This is a genomic window from Kitasatospora sp. NPDC050543 (assembly GCF_044457565.1).
GTDB lineage: Bacteria > Actinomycetota > Actinomycetes > Streptomycetales > Streptomycetaceae > Kitasatospora.
Genome location: NZ_JBITGZ010000004.1, coordinates 269,098 through 290,546, shown reverse-complemented (window position 1 = coordinate 290,546; position 21,449 = coordinate 269,098). Strand labels below are relative to the sequence as shown.

Sequence of the window (21,449 nt, the reverse complement as noted above, 5' to 3'; positions counted from 1 at the left end):
GTCTCCTTCGATTCTGCGCGGCCCCGGGCAGTCCCGCACCGGTGCGCGGGCCGCCCCGGAGCGCCATGCAGTCACCCGGAAGGTCGCGGCTCCGCCGGGTTGCGGTTCGGCGATCCAGGTTGTCGTGCAGCACGCGGAGTGTCTGTGACCGTGGTCCCGATCGGCTGAACCGGACCGTCGCGGGTTCGGTCGCAAGGTTCAGCCGCCTGCTACCGAAGGGTTCCGACCACGACCTCGTCGAGTCGCTCCACCCACGCGCGACCGGCGGGATCCGGGCCCGGGCAGGGCGAACGGTCGCCGGGCTGCACGAGGATGCCGAGCCTGAACGAGGCCTCCTGCGCAGCCGCCTGGTGAAGCGAGGTGCCGGCCAGCGAAACGGCGTGTACGGCCCGCGCGTGAAGCAGCGTCAGGGCGAAGCGGAGCATGGCGGGACCAGGTGGTCCGGCGAGGCCGTAGTGTTCGGCGTCCCGGGCGTCGACGCAGACCGTGACGAGCTCCGCCAGGCCGGAGCGACGCAGCAACGCAGCCCCCTGACGGGTGGTGGAGACCGCGGCCACGGCCACCGCCTCGGCGCGGAGCGCCCGAAGCAGGCGCCGGGCACCGGGCCGGCAGCGCACCGGACGGGAGGTCGCGAGGTCCAGGAGACGCCGGTCGCTCTCAGCTGCCAACAGGGAGATCAGGTCTTCCTCGGACGGGCCGAGGTGTTGGGCCGCGAGGTCGATGCGGCCGCCCTGCAACCGGAGCAGGGATGCGGCGATGTCCCGGTCGAGCTGGCCCATCCGGTCGGCAGGCAGCTGCGCGGGGCGGCGCAGGGCCCGCCGGTCGCCGGTGACGTGGGCGTACTGCACCGCGAAGGCCTGCATGGTCTCGGCCCAGGCGGCGCTGCGCAGCGGCAGGGCGTCGGTGAGCACGGCATCGGTGTCGATGACGACGCCCTCGGTGTGGCGGGCGTCGATCAGAGCCGCCGGCCCCGGGTGGGCCGGTCGGCGTGCCCGCCGAGCGGTGGTCATCCCTCCATTCCTCCCTCTGCGTCGTCGAGGAGCTGTGGTTCACGGATCTCAGGGCCCTCGCTGATCTCAGGGCTCCTCGCTGATCGCCGGGCGGCGCAGCCGCCGCAGGTAGGGGTCGAAGGGGCGCCGGGGTTCGAGGCGGACGCGGGCATCGACACAGATGAGGCCGCCGGGGTAGGCGATCAGCGGGTTGAGGTCCGCCTCGGTGAGTTGCGGCAGGTCCGCCGCCATCCGGGAGAGCGCGGCGAGGACGTGCCGAACCGCCTGCGTGTCGACCGGTGGCACCACGGGGGTGCCGGTCAGCAGGGCTGCTCCGCGCAGCTCGGTGACCATGGTGGTGAGGTCGCGCTCGGTGAGTGGGGCGAGCCGGGCGGAGCGGTCGTCGAGGATGTCGGTCGTGGTCCCGCCGAGCCCGAGGACGACCAGGGGCCCGAACACCTGGTCCTGGACGATACCGGCGAGCAGTTCCAGTCCGGGGGCGGCCATCGGCTGGACCACGGCGCCGTCCATGCGAGCGCCGAACCTCGTGGTGAACCCGGAGTAAGCGGTGCGGACGTCGGCATCGGTGGCCAGGCCGGTACGGACGGCGCCGGCCCGGCTCTTGTGGACCTGGTCGGGCCAGTAGGCCTTGAGGACGACCCTGCCGTCATGGCCGTAGGGGCGCAGCGTTCGGGCCGCGTGCAGGGCCTCCTGTTCGTTCCGCGCCCACATCGAGGTGGTGAGCGGAACGTCGTAGCAGGCGAGGAGGTCGGCGGTGGCCTTCGGGTCGAGCCAGCCACCCTCCGGACGGCTCCGCAGGAAGTCCGCCGTCAGGCGCCGGGCGGAGGGGGTGTCCGCGGAGGGGGTGTCCGCGGTGGCGGTCGTGCCGTGCTCGGGGTGGGGTTCGGCGAGCCAGCGGGCACGGTCGCGGGCGTGGGCCAGGGCGCGGGCCGCGGCGGCGGGGTCGGAGTAGGACGGCAGTGTGCCACCGTCGGCGCAGCTCAGACACCGCACGGGCGCTTCCTGGCCGACCTGGACGATCGCGACGGGGATGCGCCTGCGCGCGGGGCCCTCCAGCAGCGCCCGGATGGCTTCCGGTCCGTCCTCGGAGGCCAGCGCGGTGGGGACGAGGCAGACGATCAGGCCGTCGATGGCCGGGCTCCGGGCGAGCAGGTCGACGCACGCGCGGAGGTGCTCGGCGGTGGCTGCCGCCGTGGTGTCGACCGGGTTGCCGGTGCTCGCGCCGTCCGGCAGGAGGTCGAGCAGTTCTTCGGCCTGCTCCGAGGGGAGTTCGAGCAGCGGGACGCCGGCCTCGGCGCAGGCGTCGGCGGCGAGGATGCCGATGCCGCCGGCGTTGGAGAGCACGGCGATGTTCCCGCGTGGGCGGGGCAGCGGCTGTGCGTGCAGGAGGGCGGCGGTCTCGACGAGTTCGGCGATGCTGCGGGTCGCGGTGATGCCGGCCTGCCGGAACAGCGCCTCCCGGGTGACGGTCGGGGTCGCCGCCGCCGCGGTGTGGGAGGCGGCGCCCCGGCGGCCGGCGACGGAGCGTCCGGCGTCGACGGTCAGCACCGGAATGCGCCGGGTGACCCGGCGGGCGGTACGCGAGAAGGCACGCGGGTTGCCGAAGGACTCCAGGTGCAGCAGGGCGAGGTCGGTGCGGCCGTCGCTCTCCCACCACTGGAGCAGATCGTTCCCGCTGACATCGAACTTGTCGCCGAGCGAGACGAAGCTGGACACGCCGATGCCGAGCCGGGCCAGCCGCTCCAGCAGGGCGATGCCGACGCCCCCGGACTGCACGGCGATCCCGGCGGTGCCCGGCAGTGGGAGGGCTCCGCCGAACTCGGCGTCCAGCCGCACCACCGGGTCGGTCTGGGCGATGCCGAGGCTGTTGGGGCCGACCAGGCGCATGCTGTGGCGGCGGCAGGCGTGCATCAGCTGACGTGCCTGGCCGCCGTCGAGGTTCGAGGTGAGGACGACGAGGGCGCGGACGCCGGCCAGGCCGCACTCCTGTGCCGCGCCCGGGACCACCACGGGCGGCACGGCGAGCACGGCGAGATCGGGCGTGCCGGGCAGGCTGGAGAGATCGGGGAAGGCCGGTTCGCCCGCGACCTCGTCGGCGTAGGGGTTGACGGCCCAGAGCTCCCCGGTGAAACCGCCTTCGCGGATCTTCAGCAGGACGGCCTGCCCGACGGACCCCGACCGCCTGGAGGCGCCGATCACGGCGATCGATCGGGGCCGCAGCAACGCGGTGAGGCTGGCGACGCCTGCGGCCCGGCCGCGTTCGTCGACGGCCTCGCGGTAGTGCTCGTCGTTCTCGTCCAGCGGGACGCGGACCTTGAGCTCACCCTGGTCGAGATGGCGGTGGACGGGCAGACCGAGGTCGGAGAAGAGCTTGTGGACCGCCCGGTTGCCGACCAGTGTGTCGGCCTCCAGTTCGCGGATTCCGCGTTCGCGGGCGGCGTGGACGAGATGCTCGACGAGCAGGGTCCCGACTCCGTGGTGCTGCCAGGTGTCGGCGACCGCGAGCGCCAATTCGGCGGTGTCGGCCCGGCCGTCGGTGGTCTCGCAGTCCGCCTCGCCGATCAGGTCGGCTCCCACCCATGCGCCCAGGGCGAGCAGCCCGGGCCGTGGTGGCCCGCAGAGCCGGTCGGCCGCCAGCTCCGGCGCGCGGCGGCTGACACCGAAGAACCGCAGGCGGCGGCTCGCCTCGGACATCCGGGCGGAGTGCAGCTCAAGGACCGCGTCGCGGTCGGCCGGGCCGAGTGGGCGGATGATGGCGGTGGTGCCGTCGGCCAGCAGCGCCTCGGCGGTGGGCGGCGGGTACTCGGTGGTGGGCATCGTGCGCTCCCTCGGTCCGGCCAGGGGACGCCGGGCACCCTGGTCACCTCGTGGCTTCCAGGCTCACCTCCATCGGGGGCCGTGGACAGGGCCGGTCGGCCCGCAAGGCCGGGCCGACCGGACCGCGCGCCTGCCCACCCGCCGGCGATCGGGCCGGCAGACCCCACGGGAGGGTCCGTTCGGCCCTCCCCCTGCCCCTGCGGACGTACCAGCGTGGGTGGAGAAGGAGTCCGCGCCGGCTCAGCGGGAGGCTCCGCGGCGGCTCGACGGGAGGCCGACATGTTCATGTTCAGCACGGGGAGCAGATACCCGCAGGCCGGACCGACCGGTCCGGGGGATGTGGGCCGCAGGGTCGCTCACCGCCGTGAGCAGCTGGGCCTGACCGCTGCGGAGGTGGCGGACCGCGCCGGTATGGCGGCCAACTACATCGAGTACCTGGAGTCGTGCCCGGACACCGTCGAGACCGGGACGGTCACCAGGCTGGCAGGCGCCCTGGACACGTCCGTCCGGTATCTGTTGGGCGGTGGCCTCGACGGTCCGCCGGGGCAGGGCGCGCCGGCTGCCGTCCCCGTGCTCGCGGAGTTGGAGCCCTGGGAATGCTGGGCGAAGCTGGCCCCCGGCGGCGTGGGGCGGGTGGCTCTCACCACGCCCGACGGACCTCGGGTGATCCCCGTCAACTACCGGACCCTGGACGGCGCCGTGCTCTACCGCACACGCGCGGGAAGCACTCCGGCCAGGGCCCTCGGGCACACGGTCGCCTTCGAGGTCGACCATCTCGACGAGGCGCTGAGCCACGGGTGGAGCGTGCTCCTCGTCGGCCCGGCGAGACAGGTCACCGAGGCGGAGTCCGTCGTCTGGTTCGGCCGGCACGCGGACCCCCGCCCGTGGGTGGGGGACGAGGCCCGCGACATCTGGGTCCGGATCAGCCCGCGCTCGATCACCGGCCGTGTCATCCGCGCGGACGGCCCCGGGGCTGCCGGCCGGCGCCCGTGACGGCGCGGGCCCGGCACAGAGCGGGTCGGCCGGCGCCTTCGTGGGCCCAGCGGCGGATGTGCTCGGGGTTGCGGAAGCCCCGCCCTTCCCGTGCCGTACCAGGCTGTGCGCGGTGAACCCGGGAGCCCCGGCCGTGACGCTGCCGCCGAAGGTGACGGGCCCACAGGCGTGCAGGCGCTCCATCTCCTCGGCCGCACCGGGCACCGGCGGGAGGTCGTGCTGCTCGGCCGAGGCGCGGGTCGGCCCTGCCCCAGGCCTGCGCCGGGCGCTGTGCCGGGACGGCGCATGTCCGCCACGTCCGGCCGGGACGGCGCGGCGGGTTCACGGGCCAGGTCGGCCGACCGCTCCGGGCACCGGTTCGGTGCCACCCTGGTCCAGGCGGAACGGCGGGTAGACGTCGGTCATCAGGGCGGCGTAGGCGGCTACCCTCAACACCCAGCGGTTCATGCCCACCAGCAGGTCGAAGATGCCGGCCGGGTAGGTGGCGGTGACGGCGAGGGCCACACCCGCGTACAACGTCAGCAGCGCGATCAGGCCGCCACCGCCCCAGCCCTCGTGGAAGCCCCCGACGAAGGTCGCCACCACCAGGTACTGCGGGATCGCCAGCAGCCACCACTTCACCAGCACCAGGCCGCGCGAGAGCTGTTTCGGTGGGGTGATGTCCAACGTCGCCGGATACTCGGGGTGTTCGCCGAGGCTGAACGGCGGGTAGCGGTCGGTGCCGAGGGCCCCGTACGAGTAGTACGAGACGCGCCAGGACCAGCGCAGGACGCCCAGGTTGAAGTCGAAGATCGCGCGTGGGTACCGCCCGGTGAAGAGGATCGCGAAGAACGCGACCACGGTCAGCAGGACGAAGGCCACCCAGAGTAAGCACAGGACGATCCAGTGCGGGATGACCAGGATCCACTTCACCAGCCAGAGCCATCGCGAGAGCGGTGCGTCGAGCCGGGCTTCGACCCGGACCGGCGGCGAATCGGTCGCGACCATGGGCGATCACCTCCTGAGCAGCACGTCACCGGGCGCCCCTGGCCACGCTCGGGTGCACCGACTCGGCGCGTTCTCGCTCCCTTCCATGCTCGCCGGGGCCGGGAGATCCCGAAAGTCCGGAGGGGACCTGTGGGCCGTGGACCGATGCCGGAGCGCCGCACGCGGGGCAGGATGGAAGCACGGAACGAGGCAGGGGCGAACGAGGTGGCAGCCCGCGTTCCTGATCCACTCGTGACATCGCGCCGGCCACCCGCCGACCGTGACGTGCCCGAGGCGGTCTTCACCGCGGTTCTCAGCGCGCGAACCCACCCTTCCACTGCCACGCGTCACGCCGACGCATCCGCGTGTCCGGGTCAAACAGGATGCTGAGCCACCCGAACGGCCTCGGCGACGGCGGCCGGACATTCTCCGATCAGGACGGCCGTCCGCCGAACTGCCAGTTGTGCACCTCGATGTCGGCATACCGACCGGGGGTCAGGATGGCGCGTGCCGTCAGCGGATCCGGCGCCCGGACCAACACCGCCGTCCCCAGCCAGGTCGCGCCGTCGTCGGACAGCAGCGGGCCGTAGGCGATCAACTCGTCCCGGTCGGACGGCACGGCGAGGTCGGCGGCCCGCCCCGAACCGAGGCCGAGCACCAGGTACCGCTTGCCGCCGGTTCGGCCACCCGGGAAGTCCCACATGGTGCGCCCCAGCAGGTTGCGCCACCGCCGCAGGAGTACGTCCCGGTAGACGCCGGCCTGGTAGCCGGGCTCGTCGAAGGCGAACGCGCGGGCGGCGGCGGGATCCGGCAGGTCGACGATGTGCACGCTGCCGGTGGGCGTGCCGCCGTCGTCGGCAAGGGTCGGGCCGCGGGCGATCATCTCCGCCGCGTACCGGTCCATGTAGGACCAGTGATCCTCCAGCAGTTCCTCGCGCAGCCCCTCGGAGCCGGGCCGGTCGCGGTGGTGAGCGAAGAACTCCATGCCCGCATGATCTCCGCAACGAGGCAGTCACGTCGAGCGGGTTTCCCGGCGACGTTCATCACCGGCACCGGCAGCTCGCCCCGGGATGCTGATCGTCAGCCAGGGCCCGGGCCGCACCGGCTGTCCGAACGGCGGCCGGTGTTGCCGGTGACGGTGCTCCGGGAGACCCTGCCGGCCGCGCCGAGGACGAAGCCGATCCCGTCGGTGGACATCGTCGGGTGACCGGTGACCTCGCTCTGCCGGACGGTCGCGAAGGAGCCGGTGTCGAGCACGGTGACCGGTGTGCCGGATGACCCCGGTGGCCCGGGGCCTGCCGGCAGTGCCGCCGCCCGCCCGGCCTGCGGCTCGGCCCGAGCGGTCGTAGCCTGGCAACATGCCGGCCGTCCGAACGTGGCCGTCCGATCTCAGCGGCACGGATTGCGGCCGCTCGCCACGGCGGCGGCAGGCCTGCCACGTCCCGCGCGCGGCGGGCACGGGAGCGCGGGCCGAGGATGTGCGCCAGCCCTCGGCGGCACACAACCGGGTGCCGGACCGCCACTCGTCGACACATCACCGCTGATGCCCCGGACGTTGGGCCGCCCATGACCACCACACCGCAGGATCTGCTGATCGTCGCCCTGGACGCGGAGTCCGGTCATCCTCCTGAACAAGGCGAGCTGTCGCTCGCGCTCGCGGGGGCCGAGCTGATCGACCTTCTCGGTGCCCAGGCCGTCCGGCTGGACGACGACGATCACATCGTGCCGGGCTACCGGCCGACGATCACGGACCGCCTCCTTGACCAAGCCGCGTCATCACTCGTCAGACAGGCGCCGTACGAATCGGTCGACGAATGGCTGTGGCGCCGAGGCCGGGGCCTGGCAGCGGCCTACCTGGACGCCCTTGCGGCCGAAGGACAGCCCAGCCGGCAACGCCGCCACAGGATGCCGTTCAGGGCCGGTCAGGGGGTGCCCGCCGACGCCCCCGCCCACCGCGCGGCGGCGGACCGCTGGACGTCGCGTGACCCCGTCCTCACCGCACTCGCGGCAGCCGCCGGAATCGACGACACCCGAACCGGCGATTCGCCGGACGTCACCGACGACGCCGCGGCGACCGTGCTCGCCGCCGTCAACGACGCGGTCAGGGAACTGGACGCCGTCCGGCGGCGCCGGGCCATCGAGGACGCGGCCTTCGACAACATCTGGCGCGGTGGGGTCGGATGACGGCCGTACCCGCGGCCGCACCGGGTAGGCCTCGCCCCGGGAGGACCGCCCAGAGCAACGGGCTCTCGCCACCGTGACCGAGGAGCGCGGGGTCCGTGCTTCCTGCTCCGCCCGGGACGGACCCGGAACTCCCGGGTCCTCCGCCGGCCGTGGATGCGTCTTCCTGCGCGCGGGACGTCGGCCGGGCGGGTGGTCGCGCTCGCCCTGCGGCCCCCGACGTGGAGCGGAGCAGTGGGTGAACACCCCTGGGAGGAAAGGCGCGTTGACGTCCTGCGGGTGCCGATCATGGTCGACACGCCAGGCGGGGAGGTTCCCTGGCGGTGCGCGGCGTGAACCCTACTGTCACCGTGACACCGTCGACGAAGGGAACATCGTGAAGCACATCATCAAGCTGGCTCTGGTCGTGGCCGCCACCGCCGCGGGTACGGCCGCTCTGTCCGGGGTCGCCGTCGCCGACATCAACTACTACGCCACGCCCGCGCCCTGGGCGATCGTCATCGGCGACGGGAACCAGCTCGCCGGGGGCGACATCTTCAACGTCGGCGGCGACAACGCGGTCGGTTCGTACAACGGGACCGACAGCACCGTCGCGGCCGGGTAGGACCGGCACCGCCACGCGGGTCGGCGGAGCAGGGACCACCCGCTGGCAGCCGTCGTCTGTGGCCGCCCTGCGCGAGGTTGTGAGCGGTCCGCGCACCGGGCAGAGGCCTGGCGTGCGGACCGCCCACCGGAGTGACCGCGCACCCGCCCGGGTGGAAGCGGGCGGGTGCGCGGTCACCGGTCCTGGGTCAGGGCAACGTCGTGCGTCCGGGCAGCGAGGGGGCAGGCCGAAGGACGCGGATCTCGACCGCCACCCGCGAAGCGCTGCTGTGGAAGCTGAGCGGCTTCACTGCCCCAGGAGTTCGGCGAAGCGGTCCAGCGCGCGATCGGTGCGCCGGCGGTCCCCGGTGGCTGTGAGGTCGAACAGCAGGCCCCGGACCACGGCCATGACCAACGTGGGCGTGACGGTGTCGTCGGGGCCGGTGGAGACGTCGCGGAAGGTGGCACCGAGAGTGTCGAACCAGTCCGTGATCGCCTCGCCCTGGTCGGGGTAGGTCTCCGGGTGGACCAGGCCGTCGGCGTGCACCTCGAAGAACAGCCGGACGAACGGCGCACGCTCGTCCGCGCTGATCCACGCCCAGATGCCGCGCAGCCGCTCCTGCACGGAGGCCGCGTGCGGCGGAGGGTGTCCGGCCAGGCGCATCGCACCTCGGCGACGGGCCTCGGCGAGGACAGCGGCGACCAACTCCTGTTTGCTGCCGAAGTCGTAGAGCAGCATCCGTGGGCTGGTGTCGAGGGCCGCGGCCAGCGGTCGCAGGCTCAGCCCGGCCAGGCCGTGCGCCAGCACGTAGTCGGTCGCCCGTGCCAGTGTGCGCTCGCGCCGGGCGGGATCTGCGGGTCGCCCCACGGTGGATCTCCTCTCGGGAACTCGGACCTGAACAGCGCCAGCGAGTATATGGTACGACTGTTTCAACAACGAGGGGGAGACACCATGCACACATTCGACCGAGCACTCGTCCTGGGCCCCGGGGGCCACGCCGGCACGGCGTGGATGGCCGGTTTGGCACACGGGTTGCGCCGCGACGGCGTGGATCTGGGCGAAGCCGACCTGACCGTCGGCACGTCGGCCGGCGCGATCGTCGGAGCGCTGCTCGCCACCGGGCAGGACCCGGGGCGGCTCGCGACTTCGGCTCGCCCGGCCGCTCACCGGCCCAAGGCGGACCCCGCGCGGATGGGCGCGGTGTTCGCCGTGCTCGGCGACCGCAGCCTGGAACCCGGTGAGGCCAGGCGCCGCGTCGGCCGGCTCGCGCTCGACGGCACCGACCCGGAGGCCGATGAGGCGCTGATTGCGGGGCGCGCCGCCCTGATCCGCGCGGACGCGTGGCCGGAACGGCGACTGGTGATCACCGCCGTGGACGCGACCACCGGTGAGCCCGTGGCGTGGGACCGCGACAGCGGCGTGCCGTTGGTGCACGCGGTGGCGGCGAGCAGCGCCTTCCCCGGGGCCGCGCCGCCCGTTGCCATCGACGGCCGACGGTACATGGACGGCGCGCTGCGTGCGGGCCCCAACGCCGATCTCGCGGCCGGTGCCCGCACGCTGGTCGTGGTCGAGCCGATGGCTCACCTCTCTCCCCGCGAGCCACTCGACCGCCAGCTGGCGGCCGTGGGGGCGGACACCGTGGTGACCATCGGCCCCGATCCGGCGTCGGTGCTCGCATTCGGCTCGGACCTGGGGGACCTGGCCGCCTGGGAACCGGCCTACCAGGCGGGTCTGCGCCAAGCCGGCGACGTCCACGCGCAACTCCGTTCCACGTGGGGGACAGCAGCCGACGCTGGCTGATCGGCGATCAGGTCGGTGGTGCGGACGCCGGGCCCGGTGACACGGGCCGCGGTCCGGCGGGCGATCAGGTACGCGGCTGGCTGAGCGGTTCGGAGAGCGCCGCCAGCTCCGCCGGGTCGAGTGTGAGCGAGGCGGCCGCTGCGGAGTCACGGATGCTGGCAACGCGGCGGGCGCCGGGGATCGGGATGACGGTGGGCGAAAGGGCCAGCAGCCAGGCGAGGCCGACCTGTTGGGGTGAGACACCGCGCTCGGCGGCGATCCGATGGAAGACCGCCCATGGTGCGCTGTCGCATGTCAGGCCGCCTTTCCAACGATGGTGGTCGTTGACCCGGCCTCGGTCACGGCTCCGCTCACGGCCTCGGCAACCGCGGCGGGCAGCCAGTCGGCCGGGCGCGAGAAGCGGAAGCCGAGAGCCGTGGCGCGCCGGTTGTCCATCGGGTACCAGCGGTCGAAGGAGAACGGCGAGACGTCCGTACCCTCGGTCACCACGAAGCGCGCGGTGATGCCGAGGCGGTCGGCGACCAGCTCGGCGAGCGCGACCGCGTCCAGCGTGTCGCCCGAGGAGGCGTTCACCGCGCCGACGGCGTCGGAGCCGGCGGCGTGGGCGAGGGCGGCTGCGATCTCCTCGTGGTGGACGAAGGACGTCGGCTGGGGACTCGCGTGTACGGCGACCGGGCGGCCGGCCGCGATCCGCTCCGCGTAGTGGGCCAGCCGGCCGGTGAAGTCCCGGGCGCCGCCGCCGAGGACGTGGGCGCTGCGCACGCTCGCCCAGGAGAACGGCGGGTCCTGGGCGAGTACCGCCTCGGCCTGCCGCTTGCCCTCCGCGTACCGGGTCGCCTCGTCGAAGCGGCGGGCGAGCGCTTCCGGGTCCTGCCACGGCAGGGCCGGGTCCACCGGCCAGCGGGACGGATCGACGGCCTCCTCGGCCACCGGCACGCCCGGGGTGGTGCGCACCAGAGGCGACGTCGCCGGGTCGTACACCTCCATCGTCGAGGTCATCACGTACCGATTCGTCCGGTCGGCGAACACCGTGCGGGCCACGGCGGCCTGAACGGGCGTGTAGAGCACCTGGTCGATCACCGCGTCGAAGGTGCGGCCGCCGAGGGCGACGGTCAGCGCCGTCTCGTCCGAGCGGTCGGCGAGCAGGTGCTCGACGCCGGGCGGCGGCGCTGCGGAGCCGCGGTTGACCAGGGTGACGCGGGTGCCGGAGTCCCGCAGCAGGGTGACCAGGTGCCGGCCGAAGTAGCGGCTTCCGCCGATGACGCAGACGTTTCTCATGGCCCTCACTCTGCTGGCGTATCGTCATCAGCAGAACTACCGATCTACTGAACACGTCATCAGAACAGCTGTTGACCGGAGAGTGCCGTGATCGACATCCGACGCCTCACGGTGCTCCAGGCGGTCGCCGAGCACGGGAGCTTCAACCAGGCCGCGGCCGCCCTGCTGCTCACGCCTTCCGCCGTGTCACAGCAGGTCGCGGCGCTCGAGCGGGGTCTGGGCACACCGGTGGTGGAGCGCTCGACCCGCGGGGTGCGGCTCACCGAGGCCGGGCGGCTCATGGTGGAGGCGGCCACCGCGATCTCCGCCGAACTACGGCACGCACAGGAGCAGATCGGCCGGCTCGGCGCGGCCCGTCCCCTGCTCACGCTCGCCACGGTCACCAGCGGCGGGCGGCATCTGCTGCCCGCCGCGCTGGCCCGGTTCGCGGCCGAGCACCCGGAGGTCGAACTGCGCATCCTGGAGCGGGAACCCGAGGACAGCCTGCCGATGGTCCGTGAGGGCGTCGCCGACCTGGCGCTCGCGTACCACTTCGACGGGCCGCTGCCGGTGCTCCCCGGTGACCGCTCCGGGCTCGACTGGACGCCGCTGATGGACGACCCGCTCTCGGTGGTACTGCCGCAGGGGCACCGGCTGGCCGGGCGGGAGGCCGTGGACCTCGCCGAACTCGCCGATGAGCGCTGGGTGCTGGGCTGCCTGAAGACCGAGGTGTTCCTGCGCCGGCATGCGGCCCTGGCGGGCTTCGAACTCCAGGTGGCGGGCTCCACCACCGACTACTTCTTCGCCCGCTCATTGGTCGCCGCCGGTGTCGGTGTCTCCCTGGTGCCGTACGTGGCGCTCGACCCGGCGCTGCCCGGCACCCAGGTCGTGCCGGTCCGGCCACCGCGCCCGACCCGGCACTTCGGCATCGCCCGCGCCGGGCGCCGCCGCCCGCAACCGTACGCCGAGGCGCTCGCCCGGCACCTGCACCTACAGGCGACGGGGGGCTGAGGACTGCCGCTGAGGCGAGGAGTCAGACGGACCCCCCGAGCGGTGCCGTCCACCTATTCACCGTCAGGCGATCTCGCCGGCGGCCGGCCGCGCGGGGGGCGCAGCGGTGACGGCGGCCGCTACCAAGGCCAGCACCGTGGGGTCGGGGGCGGCCGCGGGCCAGGCCAGGACGACCCGGCTGGCCGGGTAGTCGGTCAGGGATGCCGACGGCGCCCTGCCACACCACGGCGTGCAGGCATTCGGCGACGGTGCGTACCACCGGTCCGGCGCGGGCCGGCGCGGCCGGGCCAGGGCCATCGGGATGACGCCGGAGGCGGGAGGAGAAGGAAGAGGGGGCGAGGCGGCACGGCCCCCGCCGCGCGGCGTGGGGTTGGCCGGCCTCAGGACTCGTCGACGCCGGTCAGGCGCTCGCCGCGGGCGAACCTCCGGAGCCTGCCGAGCCGGGTGAACCGCTCCTGGTTGGCGGCGGAGGCCCGGTCGAGTTCCTCCATCAGACGCTTGGAGCGGTGCTCCAGGTCGAGTTCGTCCAGGATGCGGTCGACCTCCGCCAGCAGCGCGCCGTGCAGCTGCCACGCCCGCGGATGTTCCTGGATCTTCCGGAGCAGCATGTCCGCGACCTTGTCCCGGCTCGCCAGCGCGGCGGAGAGCTCCGCGGTGAGGCGGCTCTCCGCTTCCTCCGCGTTGCTGCTCACCTGGGTCGTCACCAGGACGGCGAAGCTGACGAGTGCTCCGCCGACGTGCGTGAGCAGTTCCTCCAGCGCCAGGGCCACGGCGGGCTCGAACAGCTCCTCGCCCTGCTCCCGGCGCTTGGCGAGGTCGGTGAGCGAGCGGGCCAGGACGCGTACGACCACGACGCAGATCTCCAGCGTGTCCAGGCCGGTGCGCAGGACCAGCCTGGAGAGCAGGCCCTCGCTGATCCTGGGGTTGAGCCGCAGGCTGTCCTCCGCCTGCCGGAGGGCCGCGTCGACCTCGGCGATGGCCTGGTCGAGTTCCCGGGCCTCGTGGAGGCGGGCGGCGGCGCGTTCGACCGGCGTGGGGCCGCTCAGCTCCTCGCCGATGCGCACCAGGAGGTGGCGGGCGCGGCGGGCGAGGTCCTCGATGGACTCGCCCGCCGTGTCCACCCAGACGGGCGGGGCGAACAGCAGGTTGAACAGGAGCCCCACGCCCGCCCCGATGAGCGTCTCCAGGACGCGGTCCCAGGCTTGGGAGGCGAGCCTGGTCACCCCGAGGACCAGCATCGCGCTGATCGCGACCTCGTTGACGAACTCGTCGACACGGACGAACTGGCCGATGGTCAGCGAGGCCAGGATGATCAGGCCCAGGCTCCACCAGGACAGGCCCATCACGGAGCTGAAGCCGATGGCGATGATGACGCCGACCACGACCGAGTTCACCCGGCGGATGCTCGTCGTCAGGGTGGAGTACAGGGTGACCTGGACGACGAGCAGTGCCGTCAGCGGGGCGGTCAGCGGCGCCGGTTCGCTGCTGAGCTGGAGCGCGACGACGTACGCGAGGGTCGACGCCGCCGTCGCGCGGATCGTCAGGTGGACGACCGGGTCGTTGAGACCCTTGCGGACTCTTTCGGTCACTGTTTCGCGTACACCGGGCATGCCTCTCTTCTTCCCGCCGCGGGGCCGTCACACCTGTGCGGGCGGATCTCACACCCGGATGGTCACTGCGGGGCGGCACGCCCCCGTGAGCGGCCCACGCCTGCCTGCGTTCCGGCGAGGCCGCTCCTGCGCCCGGCCCGAGCCCCCACCAGAACCGGGTGGCGCTCCTGCCGTGACGCCGCACCAGGTCGCGGACCCGGCCGGCTCCGTCATCGGGGTGGGATGGTCTGCCGCGAGCCGGCGGCGCCGTCCGGTCGGCCGACGCGCAGGGCCACGCCGATACCGCAGGCGGCCAGGGCCGGCGGCGTACCCGGCCGGTCGCGGCGAATCCGCCGGTCAGGTCCGGGTTCACCCGCCCGTGCTTCGTCGTTCATGCGGACACCCCGGTCCCCTGCGCTGCGTGGTTGATGTGGTGATCACGCGCGGGGTGCAGCGCCGCACACCAACTGTCGCCCTGTCATCCTCCGCCGAGAGCACGGGCACCTGACGGCACCCGATCTGTCCCCCTCCCCGGGGAGCTAAGGCCGCTCGAAGAACTGCAGCACACCACCGACCGAGAAGCACAGCGCCCCGGCGAAGGTGCCCCAGTTGGCGATGCCCTCGTTCACCAGGCTGCCGGTCTCCGGGCGGGTGAACGCGGCCAGCGCCGAGACCAGGAAGAGCACCGAGCCCAGCTGGTTGACCATCACGATCCACCAGGCCAGACTCCGCGGCCCCCGGCACGGGCCGCGGTGGCAGACCTCGGTGATCGCCAGGTGCCCGGAGATCAGGAACAGCGCGCAGCCGATGATGTCGGGCGCCCAGATCAGCCGGTTCACCTGCTGGGTGGTGAGCCCGGTGAGGAAGGAGTCCAGCAGGTTGACGCCGAACACCAGCGTTCCGGCGAAGAGGACGAAGGTGCTCAGCCAGTCGATCCGCATCGGCTCGTAGCTCCACCACCGCCATCCGGCGGACACCAGCGCGTCCGTCCCGGTGCCCGGACGCGGGGCGTTGACCGCCTGAAGCAGTGAGACGTAGCCGCCGGTGTTGAAGAACAGACCCCCGGCGAAGTAGATCGTGGCGCTCTCCCGCGCACTCACCGAGTCCAGCTGGGTGAGCGCCGCGCCGAGCGCGAACAGGGCGCCGCCGACCGTGAACGCGGCGGCGGCGATCGCGTTCAGCCGGCCCAGCCGCCGCAGCGTCGCGGTGTCGGCCGGCTCGGCCCGGTGCTCGCCGCCCCGCTCGGTACGGATCCGGAGCACACCCCGCTTGCGGGCGAGGCGGGACTCCCAGATCGCCGAACCGCCCCCGACCGGACGCCAGGTCAGCCTGGTGGTGAACGGTCCGGCGCCTTCGGCGCGCTCATCGGGTCGGCCCATCCGGTGAGCGTAGCGCCGCAGGTGGGACGGTGAGGGTGGCGCGTGCCGTGTCGCGCGGGCCGCGCCAGGAGTCGCGTCCGAGGGCGCCGTTCGTCCAGGCGGTGAGGCTCCGCCCACCCGCCCGGATCCCGGCTGGTCCGCCGAGGGCCTGACCTCCGCCAGCCGGGTGGACTCGCTACCCGTTCGGCCGAGGACCGCATGACCTGGCCGAGGACAGGGCTCGGATCGAAGCGGTCGACGTGGTTACCTACGGGTGCTCCAGCCGTTGGGCCGCGTTCCGTCCCGATCAGCTCCGCCGGCGCACCCCGCTTCGCCTCAGGCCAACCGGCCGCACCCCCGGCCGGCCAGGGCAGCTGAATCGTCGGGCCGTCGCGACCGGGCCGGACCTCACCCGCACCGCACCACCGCTCCCCAAGACCCTCCAGGACGTCACCGGCTCGCGCCAGAGCCGACGCCGCGTGCTCGCGGGGCAATCGGCGCCACCTCGTGGAAGTGAACTGACATGACTGATCTGGCTCCCCGTCTGGTCGGCGACTCCGATCCGGAGGAGAACCCGGCCGACGCGTCGGACTCCGCGAGCAGGGGCCTACTGGCGAAGCCCTTGCTGGTCCGCTCGATCGAGGCCGCGGTGTCGGTCGCGGCGGCGTTCGGCTTCGCGCTGCTCTGCACCCGGATCAACGTGAACCCGCTGAACCGGATCGGCCAGGTCAGCGGACTGGCCGCGCTCCAGCAGTACGCCGCCCTCGTGGGCCTGCCCATCCTGGCGGTACTGCTGTACAGCGCGTACCGCGGCCACCTGCGCCGCCACGAGCTCGTCCAGCGGCTGGTCTGCGCCGCCGTCGCGGGGTTCGCGACCGGCGCGGTGGCCGGCGGCATCGCCGTCGCGCTGAACGGCACCCAGTGGGGCCTCGGCGGCCAGGAGGGCGACCCGGGCAACCTCATCGGCATGGCCAACGACATGCTGCGCGGCAAGGGCCTGCCCGGCGTCTACCCGCCCGGGTTCCCCGCCGCGCTGGCGATCTGGGGCAAGCTCTTCCACGGCGGTATCGGCGGCGTCGGCTACGCCATGAAGGACCTCCAGCTGATCTGCAGCGCGCTGGTCGGCCCGATGGCCTACCTCGCCTGGCGGCTGCTGCTGCGCCCGTTCTGGGCGCTGCTGATCGCCGTACCGAGCGCGATCCTCTTCCTCGACCCGATCCGCCCCTACAGTCACGGCACCCTGCTGGTGATGGTCCCGCTGCTGGCCGCCTGCCTGCGCGAGCTGCACCGGGCGGACGAGCTTGCGCTGCGAACGAATCTGCTGCGAAGTACCGGCTTCGGCGTCTCACTCGGCCTGATGTTCCTCTGGTACTCCGGCTGGTTCGTCTGGGCGGCACCCGGCGTCCTCGTGCTGACACTCCTGCTGATCCCGTGGCACAAGGGCGCCGCGCTGCTCAGGCCCGCGCTGCTCTTCGCGGGCACGACGCTGCTGAGCGCCGGTGTCGTGGCGGCGCCACTGCTGTACCAGCTGGTGCACCTGGGCGCCCAGGCCAAGGACCGGTACGCCTACATCTCGGCGTACGTCGACCCGGCCTACATCATGGGCTGGGCCTCCGACCGGGCCGGCCGGCTGACGTATCACGACTGGCCGTGGCGCGGCGAGCTCGCCGGGCAGAGCGCCTACACGCTGCTGCTGCTCGCCGGGGCGGCCCTGGCGCTGGGCCTGGGGCTGCGCAGCAGCATCGCGGTGCGTACGGTGGCGGCGACCCTGATCAGCGCCTGGCTGCTGCGCTTCTGGTTCGCCTCGCAGATGGCACAGGAGAAGGCCGTCCAGCTCTTCCCGCGGACCACCTGGCTCATCCTGTACAGCCTGATGATTCTCGCGGTGCTCGGCCTGATGTTCGCCGCGGACCGGGCCATCGCCTGGGCCGGGACGCTGCTGCGGGACGGCGGCGAGCAGGCTGCGGAGCAGGCCGAGGCCGGAGTCCGGGCACAGGCCGGCGGACGGGCGGCGCCGCAGGCACAGGCCGGCGGACGGGCGGCGCCGCAGGCACAGGCCGGCGGACGGGCGGCGCCGCAGGCACAGGCCGGAATCCGAGTGCTGCCGGCCGTCACCGATCGGCTCGCGGCCGGGGCGGTCTGCGCCGTGGCGCTGTTCGCCGCGATGGGCGCCTCCTGGTCGGCCGACCGCTTCATGCCGAGCACCGACCCGGGCGTGCTCGACATGGGTGTGGACGCGTGGCGCGCCCACATTCTCGTGAACGAGAACGGGAAGTGTCCCGCGTTCGATCCGGCCGGGCCCACCGACTGCGCACCGGTGAACAGGAGCCTCGCCGGGTACCAGCACGGACTCGACGACGGCCGGCTGTGGTGCGCGAACCTCAACGGGGACGAGTGGGCCCTGGTCTGCGGCACCGAACGCCCCTGGTGAGCAATCGCCCCTGGTGGCCGGGCACGGCCGGTGCGCCCTCACCACCCGTGTCGTTCGTCCCTCGACCCGCCGGATGCGTGCCCCGGGCACGGCCGCCGCCCAGGGCCACCGGTGGTGCGACCGGCGCGACGGCCGGGCGGCCCTCACCGGTGACGGCCACTGGGCCGGGCGGACAGGTCTGGGTGGCCGGCTCCCCTCCCCGTCGGGCTTGGCACGGGAATGCGGTGATCGCCTGCCGTACCCGCTGTGTTCGCCCTAGCCTGTGAGGGCTCACTCGAGGGGGAAGCGTTGGAGCAACTTGGGGCCGCGGACCCACGACAGGTCGGTCCGTACACGCTCGTCGGGCGGCTCGGGGCCGGTGGCATGGGTGCGGTGTATCTCGGGCGGTCGGTCGGCGGGCGGGCCGTCGCGGTCAAGGTGGTGCGGCCGGATCTCGCCGAGGACGGGTCCTTCCGCGCGCGTTTCCGGCAGGAGGTCGCGGCGGCACGTCAGGTCTCCGGCGCGTTCACCGCGCCCGTGGTGGACGCCGACACCGAGGCGCCGACGCCCTGGATGGCGACGGCGTTCGTGGTCGGCGTCTCGCTCCAGCAGGCGGTGGCCCGGCACGGCCCGCTGCCCGAGGAGACCGTGCGGGCGCTGACGGCCGGGTTGGCGGAGGCACTCACCGAGGTGCATCGGGCCGGGCTGATCCACCGTGACCTCAAGCCCGCCAATGTGCTGCTGGCGCTCGACGGGCCGCACGTCATCGACTTCGGCATCTCTCGCGCGGCCGACGGCGCCGGGCTCACCACCACCGGGGCGGTCATCGGCTCGGCGGCGTACATGTCGCCGGAGCAGGCGCTGGGGGAGCCGCTCACCCCGGCGAGCGACGTGTTCTCGCTCGGCTCGACGGTCGCCTACGCGGCGCTCGGCAGCCGCCTGTTCGGTGACGGCGCCGGGGCGGCCGTGCTGTTCCGCGTGGTGAACACCGAACCGGACCTGAGCGGACTGCCGGACAGCGTCCGGCACCTGGTCGCCGGTTGCCTGGCCAAGAATCCGGCATACCGCCCGGAACCACACCAGCTCGTCGACTTCGTCGAGCGGATCGGCCGCCCGGCCCCCGCGGGCGGCTGGCTCCCGCCGGCCGTCGCGTCCGACGTGGTCGTCCTCCGGGGCGTCCTGACCGCGCTGCCCGAACCGCCGCCGGGCCCACCGGAGGACCCGCCGAAGGACTCACCTGAGGGCCCGCCACCGCCGTTCCCGGGGGGCCGCCCACCCGAGGACGTGGCGCCCGGCCGCCGCCCGAGCCGCCGGGCGGTGCTGCTGGGCATGGGCGGCGGCGTGCTCGCGGCGGGGGCCGCCACCGCGAGCGCCCTGCTGACCGGCAGCGATGACACCGGCGCGACCAGCGGCACGTCGGCTCCCCTCATTCGCCCGTCCGGCACCGATGTCCCCGAGGCCCGACCGCTCTGGCAGGTGACCCAGCAGAAGCCCTGCCCGCAGGTGCTCTCCGCCGACGGCGTGGTGGTGTGCGTCTCCATCCAGCAGATCTGGGGCGTGGACGACAGCGGCCGGACCAAGTGGACGGTGGACGGGGCCGCCGCCGGCAGCGTCTTCGCGATCGACCCGAACACCCCACGGCCCGTCGCCCAGCTGGACGGCGGCCGGCTCTACGTCTCCGGGGGGACGGCGCTGGCGCCCGAACTTCTGAGCTTCGACCTGGCCGACGGGAAGCTCGACTGGAAGGTGGCGCAGAACCAGAAGAACTCCCTGGGCGAGATCTCCTTCACCGGTATCCGCGCCGGCAAGGCCTACCTGCTCGGCATGGGCGACGGCTCGGACCGTGGACTCCTGGCGGGAGGGAGCCATGTCTGGGCGGTGGATCTCACGGCCCGCCGGACCCTCTGGTTCCACGGCGAGGACGCCCTCGTGGCCCAGGCCGCGCTGCTGCCGGGCAGCGACCGCGTCGTGATCTCCAATCTCGACCAGCTGAAGGCCCTGGACGCCAAGGGCGAGGTCGCCTGGACCCGCAAGCTCGCGGCGTTCGGCGTCGCCGCCGCCGGGCAGTACTTCCTCGCCCCCGACACGGCCGGCGCACTGATCGCCCTGGATCCGAAGGACGGCAGCCCGGCGTGGACCGTGAACGGCGTCCTCGGGGCTTCCCTGCGCGGCGACGGCTTCCCCACCAGCGAGGACGGCAGCGTCCTGTACTGCCTATGGAAGGACGCGGACGGAGGGTTCTCGCTGGGCACCCTGGATCCGGCGAACGGCCGGACCGGCCCAAGGACGCCCCTGGTGCTCGACGGCCCGGCCGGCGGCGCCGCCGGCGCCCGCCTGCTGTGCGCCGACGGCAACGTCTACCGGATGGGCGCGGACGCTGTGCTGTGGGCCCTCGATCCGGCGAACGGGAAGGCCCGCTGGAAGTACTCCGGGCTGAAGGGCAAGGACCCGTCGAAGCTGGCCTGGACGGCCGGCGCCGGGCGGCTCTGCGTCTCCGACACCACCACCCAGACGATCACCTCGCTACCCGCGAAGGGGGCCTGAACATGCGCCGGCTGGATCCCACCGACCCTGCCCGGATCGGCCCGTACGCCCTGCTCGGCCGGCTGGGCGCCGGAGGCATGGGGACGGTCTACCTCGGCCGGTCGGCCGGCGGGCGGACCGTCGCAGTCAAGCTGATCCGGCCGGAGCTGGCCGACGACCCGAGCTTCCGTGCGCGCTTCCGGGCCGAGGTGGCGGCGGCCCGGGCCGCCTCGTCGGCCTTCACCGCCCCGGTGGTCGACGCCGACACCGAAGCGCCCCTCCCGTGGATGGCCACCGCCTTCGTGCCGGGGGTCGCGCTGGACGAGGCCGTGCGGCTGGTCGGCGCGTTCCCCGAGCATGTCCTGCGCATCCTGGCGGCCGGAATCGCCGAGGAGCTGAGGAACATTCACGCGGTCGGCCTGACCCACCGGGACCTCAAGCCGAGCAATGTGCTGCTGGCGCTGGACGGGCCGCACATCATCGACTTCGGCATCGCCCGGGCGGCCGACGGCACCGCGTTGACCGAAGAGGGCGCGATCATCGGCTCGCCCGCCTTCATGTCGCCGGAACAGGTGATGGGGGACCTGGTGAGCCCGGCGAGCGACGTGTTCTCGCTGGGCTCGACCCTCGCGTTCGCGGCCTCCGGCGGGACCGGGCCGTTCGACGGCGGGCATGCACTGGAGGTCCTGCGCAAGGTGGTCAGCGAGGAGCCGGACCTCACGGCGATGCCGGGCGGGGTACGGCTGCTGGTCGCGGCCTGCCTGGCCAAGGCCCCGGGAGACCGGCCGACGCCGCAGCAGCTCGCCGTCTCCCAGGGAGTCATGCCGCTGACGCCGGGGACCTGGCTGCACCCGGTGCTGGTCGCGGCGATCGAGGAGGCGGCGGCGGTACTGGCTCCGCCGGCGGCCTCCACGCCGCCACCGACCGGGCCTCAGCCGGGGGAACCGTCGG

The 21,449-nt window shown here is 73.6% G+C and carries 17 protein-coding genes and 1 pseudogene; 8 read left to right on the top strand and 10 right to left on the bottom strand.

Annotated elements, in window-relative coordinates; genetic code table 11:
* Nucleotides 1-209: 209 nt before the first annotated feature.
* Both ACIBH3_RS07235 and ACIBH3_RS07230 read right to left on the bottom strand, forming a co-directional pair.
* Nucleotides 210-1,010 (bottom strand): HAD family hydrolase, encoded by an 801-nt coding sequence (locus ACIBH3_RS07235; RefSeq protein ID WP_396310905.1) that lies wholly within the window; start codon nt 1,008-1,010, stop codon nt 210-212.
* 66 nt (nt 1,011-1,076) lie between these two features.
* A complete protein-coding gene (locus tag ACIBH3_RS07230) occupies nt 1,077-3,827 on the bottom strand; it encodes a GNAT family N-acetyltransferase (RefSeq protein WP_396310904.1) in 2,751 nt (916 codons plus the stop codon).
* A gap of 279 nt (nt 3,828-4,106) precedes the next feature.
* Between ACIBH3_RS07230 and ACIBH3_RS07225 the strand changes: the two genes are divergently transcribed.
* On the top strand, nt 4,107-4,820 hold the full coding sequence (locus ACIBH3_RS07225) for a helix-turn-helix domain-containing protein (protein ID WP_396310903.1): 714 nt from the start codon (nt 4,107-4,109) through the stop codon (nt 4,818-4,820).
* Between the two features lie 321 nt (nt 4,821-5,141).
* On the opposite strand, the gene ACIBH3_RS07220 is transcribed toward ACIBH3_RS07225, so the two are convergent.
* The 3 genes from ACIBH3_RS07220 to ACIBH3_RS07210 form a co-directional block, all read right to left on the bottom strand.
* Nucleotides 5,142-5,807, bottom strand: coding sequence for a DUF4389 domain-containing protein (locus tag ACIBH3_RS07220; protein ID WP_396310902.1), 666 nt, complete (start codon nt 5,805-5,807; stop codon nt 5,142-5,144).
* A 412-nt stretch (nt 5,808-6,219) separates the two neighbouring features.
* A complete protein-coding gene (locus tag ACIBH3_RS07215) occupies nt 6,220-6,771 on the bottom strand; it encodes a YciI family protein (RefSeq protein ID WP_396310901.1) in 552 nt (183 codons plus the stop codon).
* A 95-nt stretch (nt 6,772-6,866) separates the two neighbouring features.
* On the bottom strand, nt 6,867-7,043 hold the full coding sequence (locus tag ACIBH3_RS07210; protein WP_396310900.1) for a hypothetical protein: 177 nt from the start codon (nt 7,041-7,043) through the stop codon (nt 6,867-6,869).
* A 309-nt stretch (nt 7,044-7,352) separates the two neighbouring features.
* Between ACIBH3_RS07210 and ACIBH3_RS07205 the strand changes: the two genes are divergently transcribed.
* Nucleotides 7,353-7,970 carry a GPP34 family phosphoprotein gene (locus ACIBH3_RS07205; protein WP_396310899.1) on the top strand — a complete coding sequence of 206 codons (618 nt, stop codon included), beginning with the start codon at nt 7,353-7,355 and terminating at the stop codon, nt 7,968-7,970.
* 373 nt (nt 7,971-8,343) lie between these two features.
* Complete coding sequence (locus tag ACIBH3_RS07200) at nt 8,344-8,571, top strand: hypothetical protein (protein WP_396310898.1); 228 nt, start codon at nt 8,344-8,346, stop codon at nt 8,569-8,571.
* A gap of 285 nt (nt 8,572-8,856) precedes the next feature.
* Here ACIBH3_RS07200 and ACIBH3_RS07195 read toward each other — a convergent pair whose 3' ends face one another.
* Nucleotides 8,857-9,417, bottom strand: coding sequence for a TetR family transcriptional regulator (locus ACIBH3_RS07195; protein WP_396310897.1), 561 nt, complete (start codon nt 9,415-9,417; stop codon nt 8,857-8,859).
* A gap of 84 nt (nt 9,418-9,501) precedes the next feature.
* On the opposite strand from ACIBH3_RS07195, the gene ACIBH3_RS07190 reads away from it, so the two are divergent.
* The gene (locus tag ACIBH3_RS07190; protein ID WP_396310896.1) at nt 9,502-10,350 is read left to right on the top strand and encodes a patatin-like phospholipase family protein; all 849 of its coding nucleotides are present in this window, start codon (nt 9,502-9,504) and stop codon (nt 10,348-10,350) included.
* Between the two features lie 64 nt (nt 10,351-10,414).
* On the opposite strand, the pseudogene ACIBH3_RS07185 reads toward ACIBH3_RS07190, so the two are convergent.
* Together ACIBH3_RS07185 and ACIBH3_RS07180 are read right to left on the bottom strand one after the other, a co-directional pair.
* Nucleotides 10,415-10,618: pseudogene (locus ACIBH3_RS07185) on the bottom strand (aldo/keto reductase); the annotation flags it as partial.
* 26 nt (nt 10,619-10,644) lie between these two features.
* Nucleotides 10,645-11,628, bottom strand: a complete 984-nt coding sequence (locus tag ACIBH3_RS07180) for a reductase (protein ID WP_396310895.1) — start codon at nt 11,626-11,628, stop codon at nt 10,645-10,647.
* A gap of 87 nt (nt 11,629-11,715) precedes the next feature.
* On the opposite strand from ACIBH3_RS07180, the gene ACIBH3_RS07175 reads away from it, so the two are divergent.
* The gene (locus ACIBH3_RS07175; protein WP_396310894.1) at nt 11,716-12,618 is read left to right on the top strand and encodes a LysR family transcriptional regulator; all 903 of its coding nucleotides are present in this window, start codon (nt 11,716-11,718) and stop codon (nt 12,616-12,618) included.
* A gap of 380 nt (nt 12,619-12,998) precedes the next feature.
* Here ACIBH3_RS07175 and ACIBH3_RS07170 read toward each other — a convergent pair whose 3' ends face one another.
* Complete coding sequence (locus ACIBH3_RS07170) at nt 12,999-14,228, bottom strand: aromatic acid exporter family protein (RefSeq protein ID WP_396310893.1); 1,230 nt, start codon at nt 14,226-14,228, stop codon at nt 12,999-13,001.
* A gap of 518 nt (nt 14,229-14,746) precedes the next feature.
* On the bottom strand, nt 14,747-15,586 hold the full coding sequence (locus ACIBH3_RS07165) for a hypothetical protein (protein ID WP_396310892.1): 840 nt from the start codon (nt 15,584-15,586) through the stop codon (nt 14,747-14,749).
* 502 nt (nt 15,587-16,088) lie between these two features.
* Between ACIBH3_RS07165 and ACIBH3_RS07160 the strand changes: the two genes are divergently transcribed.
* From ACIBH3_RS07160 to ACIBH3_RS07150, 3 genes are all read left to right on the top strand, one after another.
* Entirely contained in the window at nt 16,089-17,996 is a 1,908-nt protein-coding gene (locus tag ACIBH3_RS07160) for a hypothetical protein (protein ID WP_396310891.1), read from the top strand.
* Between the two features lie 246 nt (nt 17,997-18,242).
* Complete coding sequence (locus tag ACIBH3_RS07155; protein ID WP_396310890.1) at nt 18,243-20,519, top strand: protein kinase; 2,277 nt, start codon at nt 18,243-18,245, stop codon at nt 20,517-20,519.
* A 2-nt stretch (nt 20,520-20,521) separates the two neighbouring features.
* On the top strand, nt 20,522-21,449 hold a 928-nt coding region (locus ACIBH3_RS07150; protein ID WP_396310889.1), incomplete at its 3' end, for a serine/threonine-protein kinase.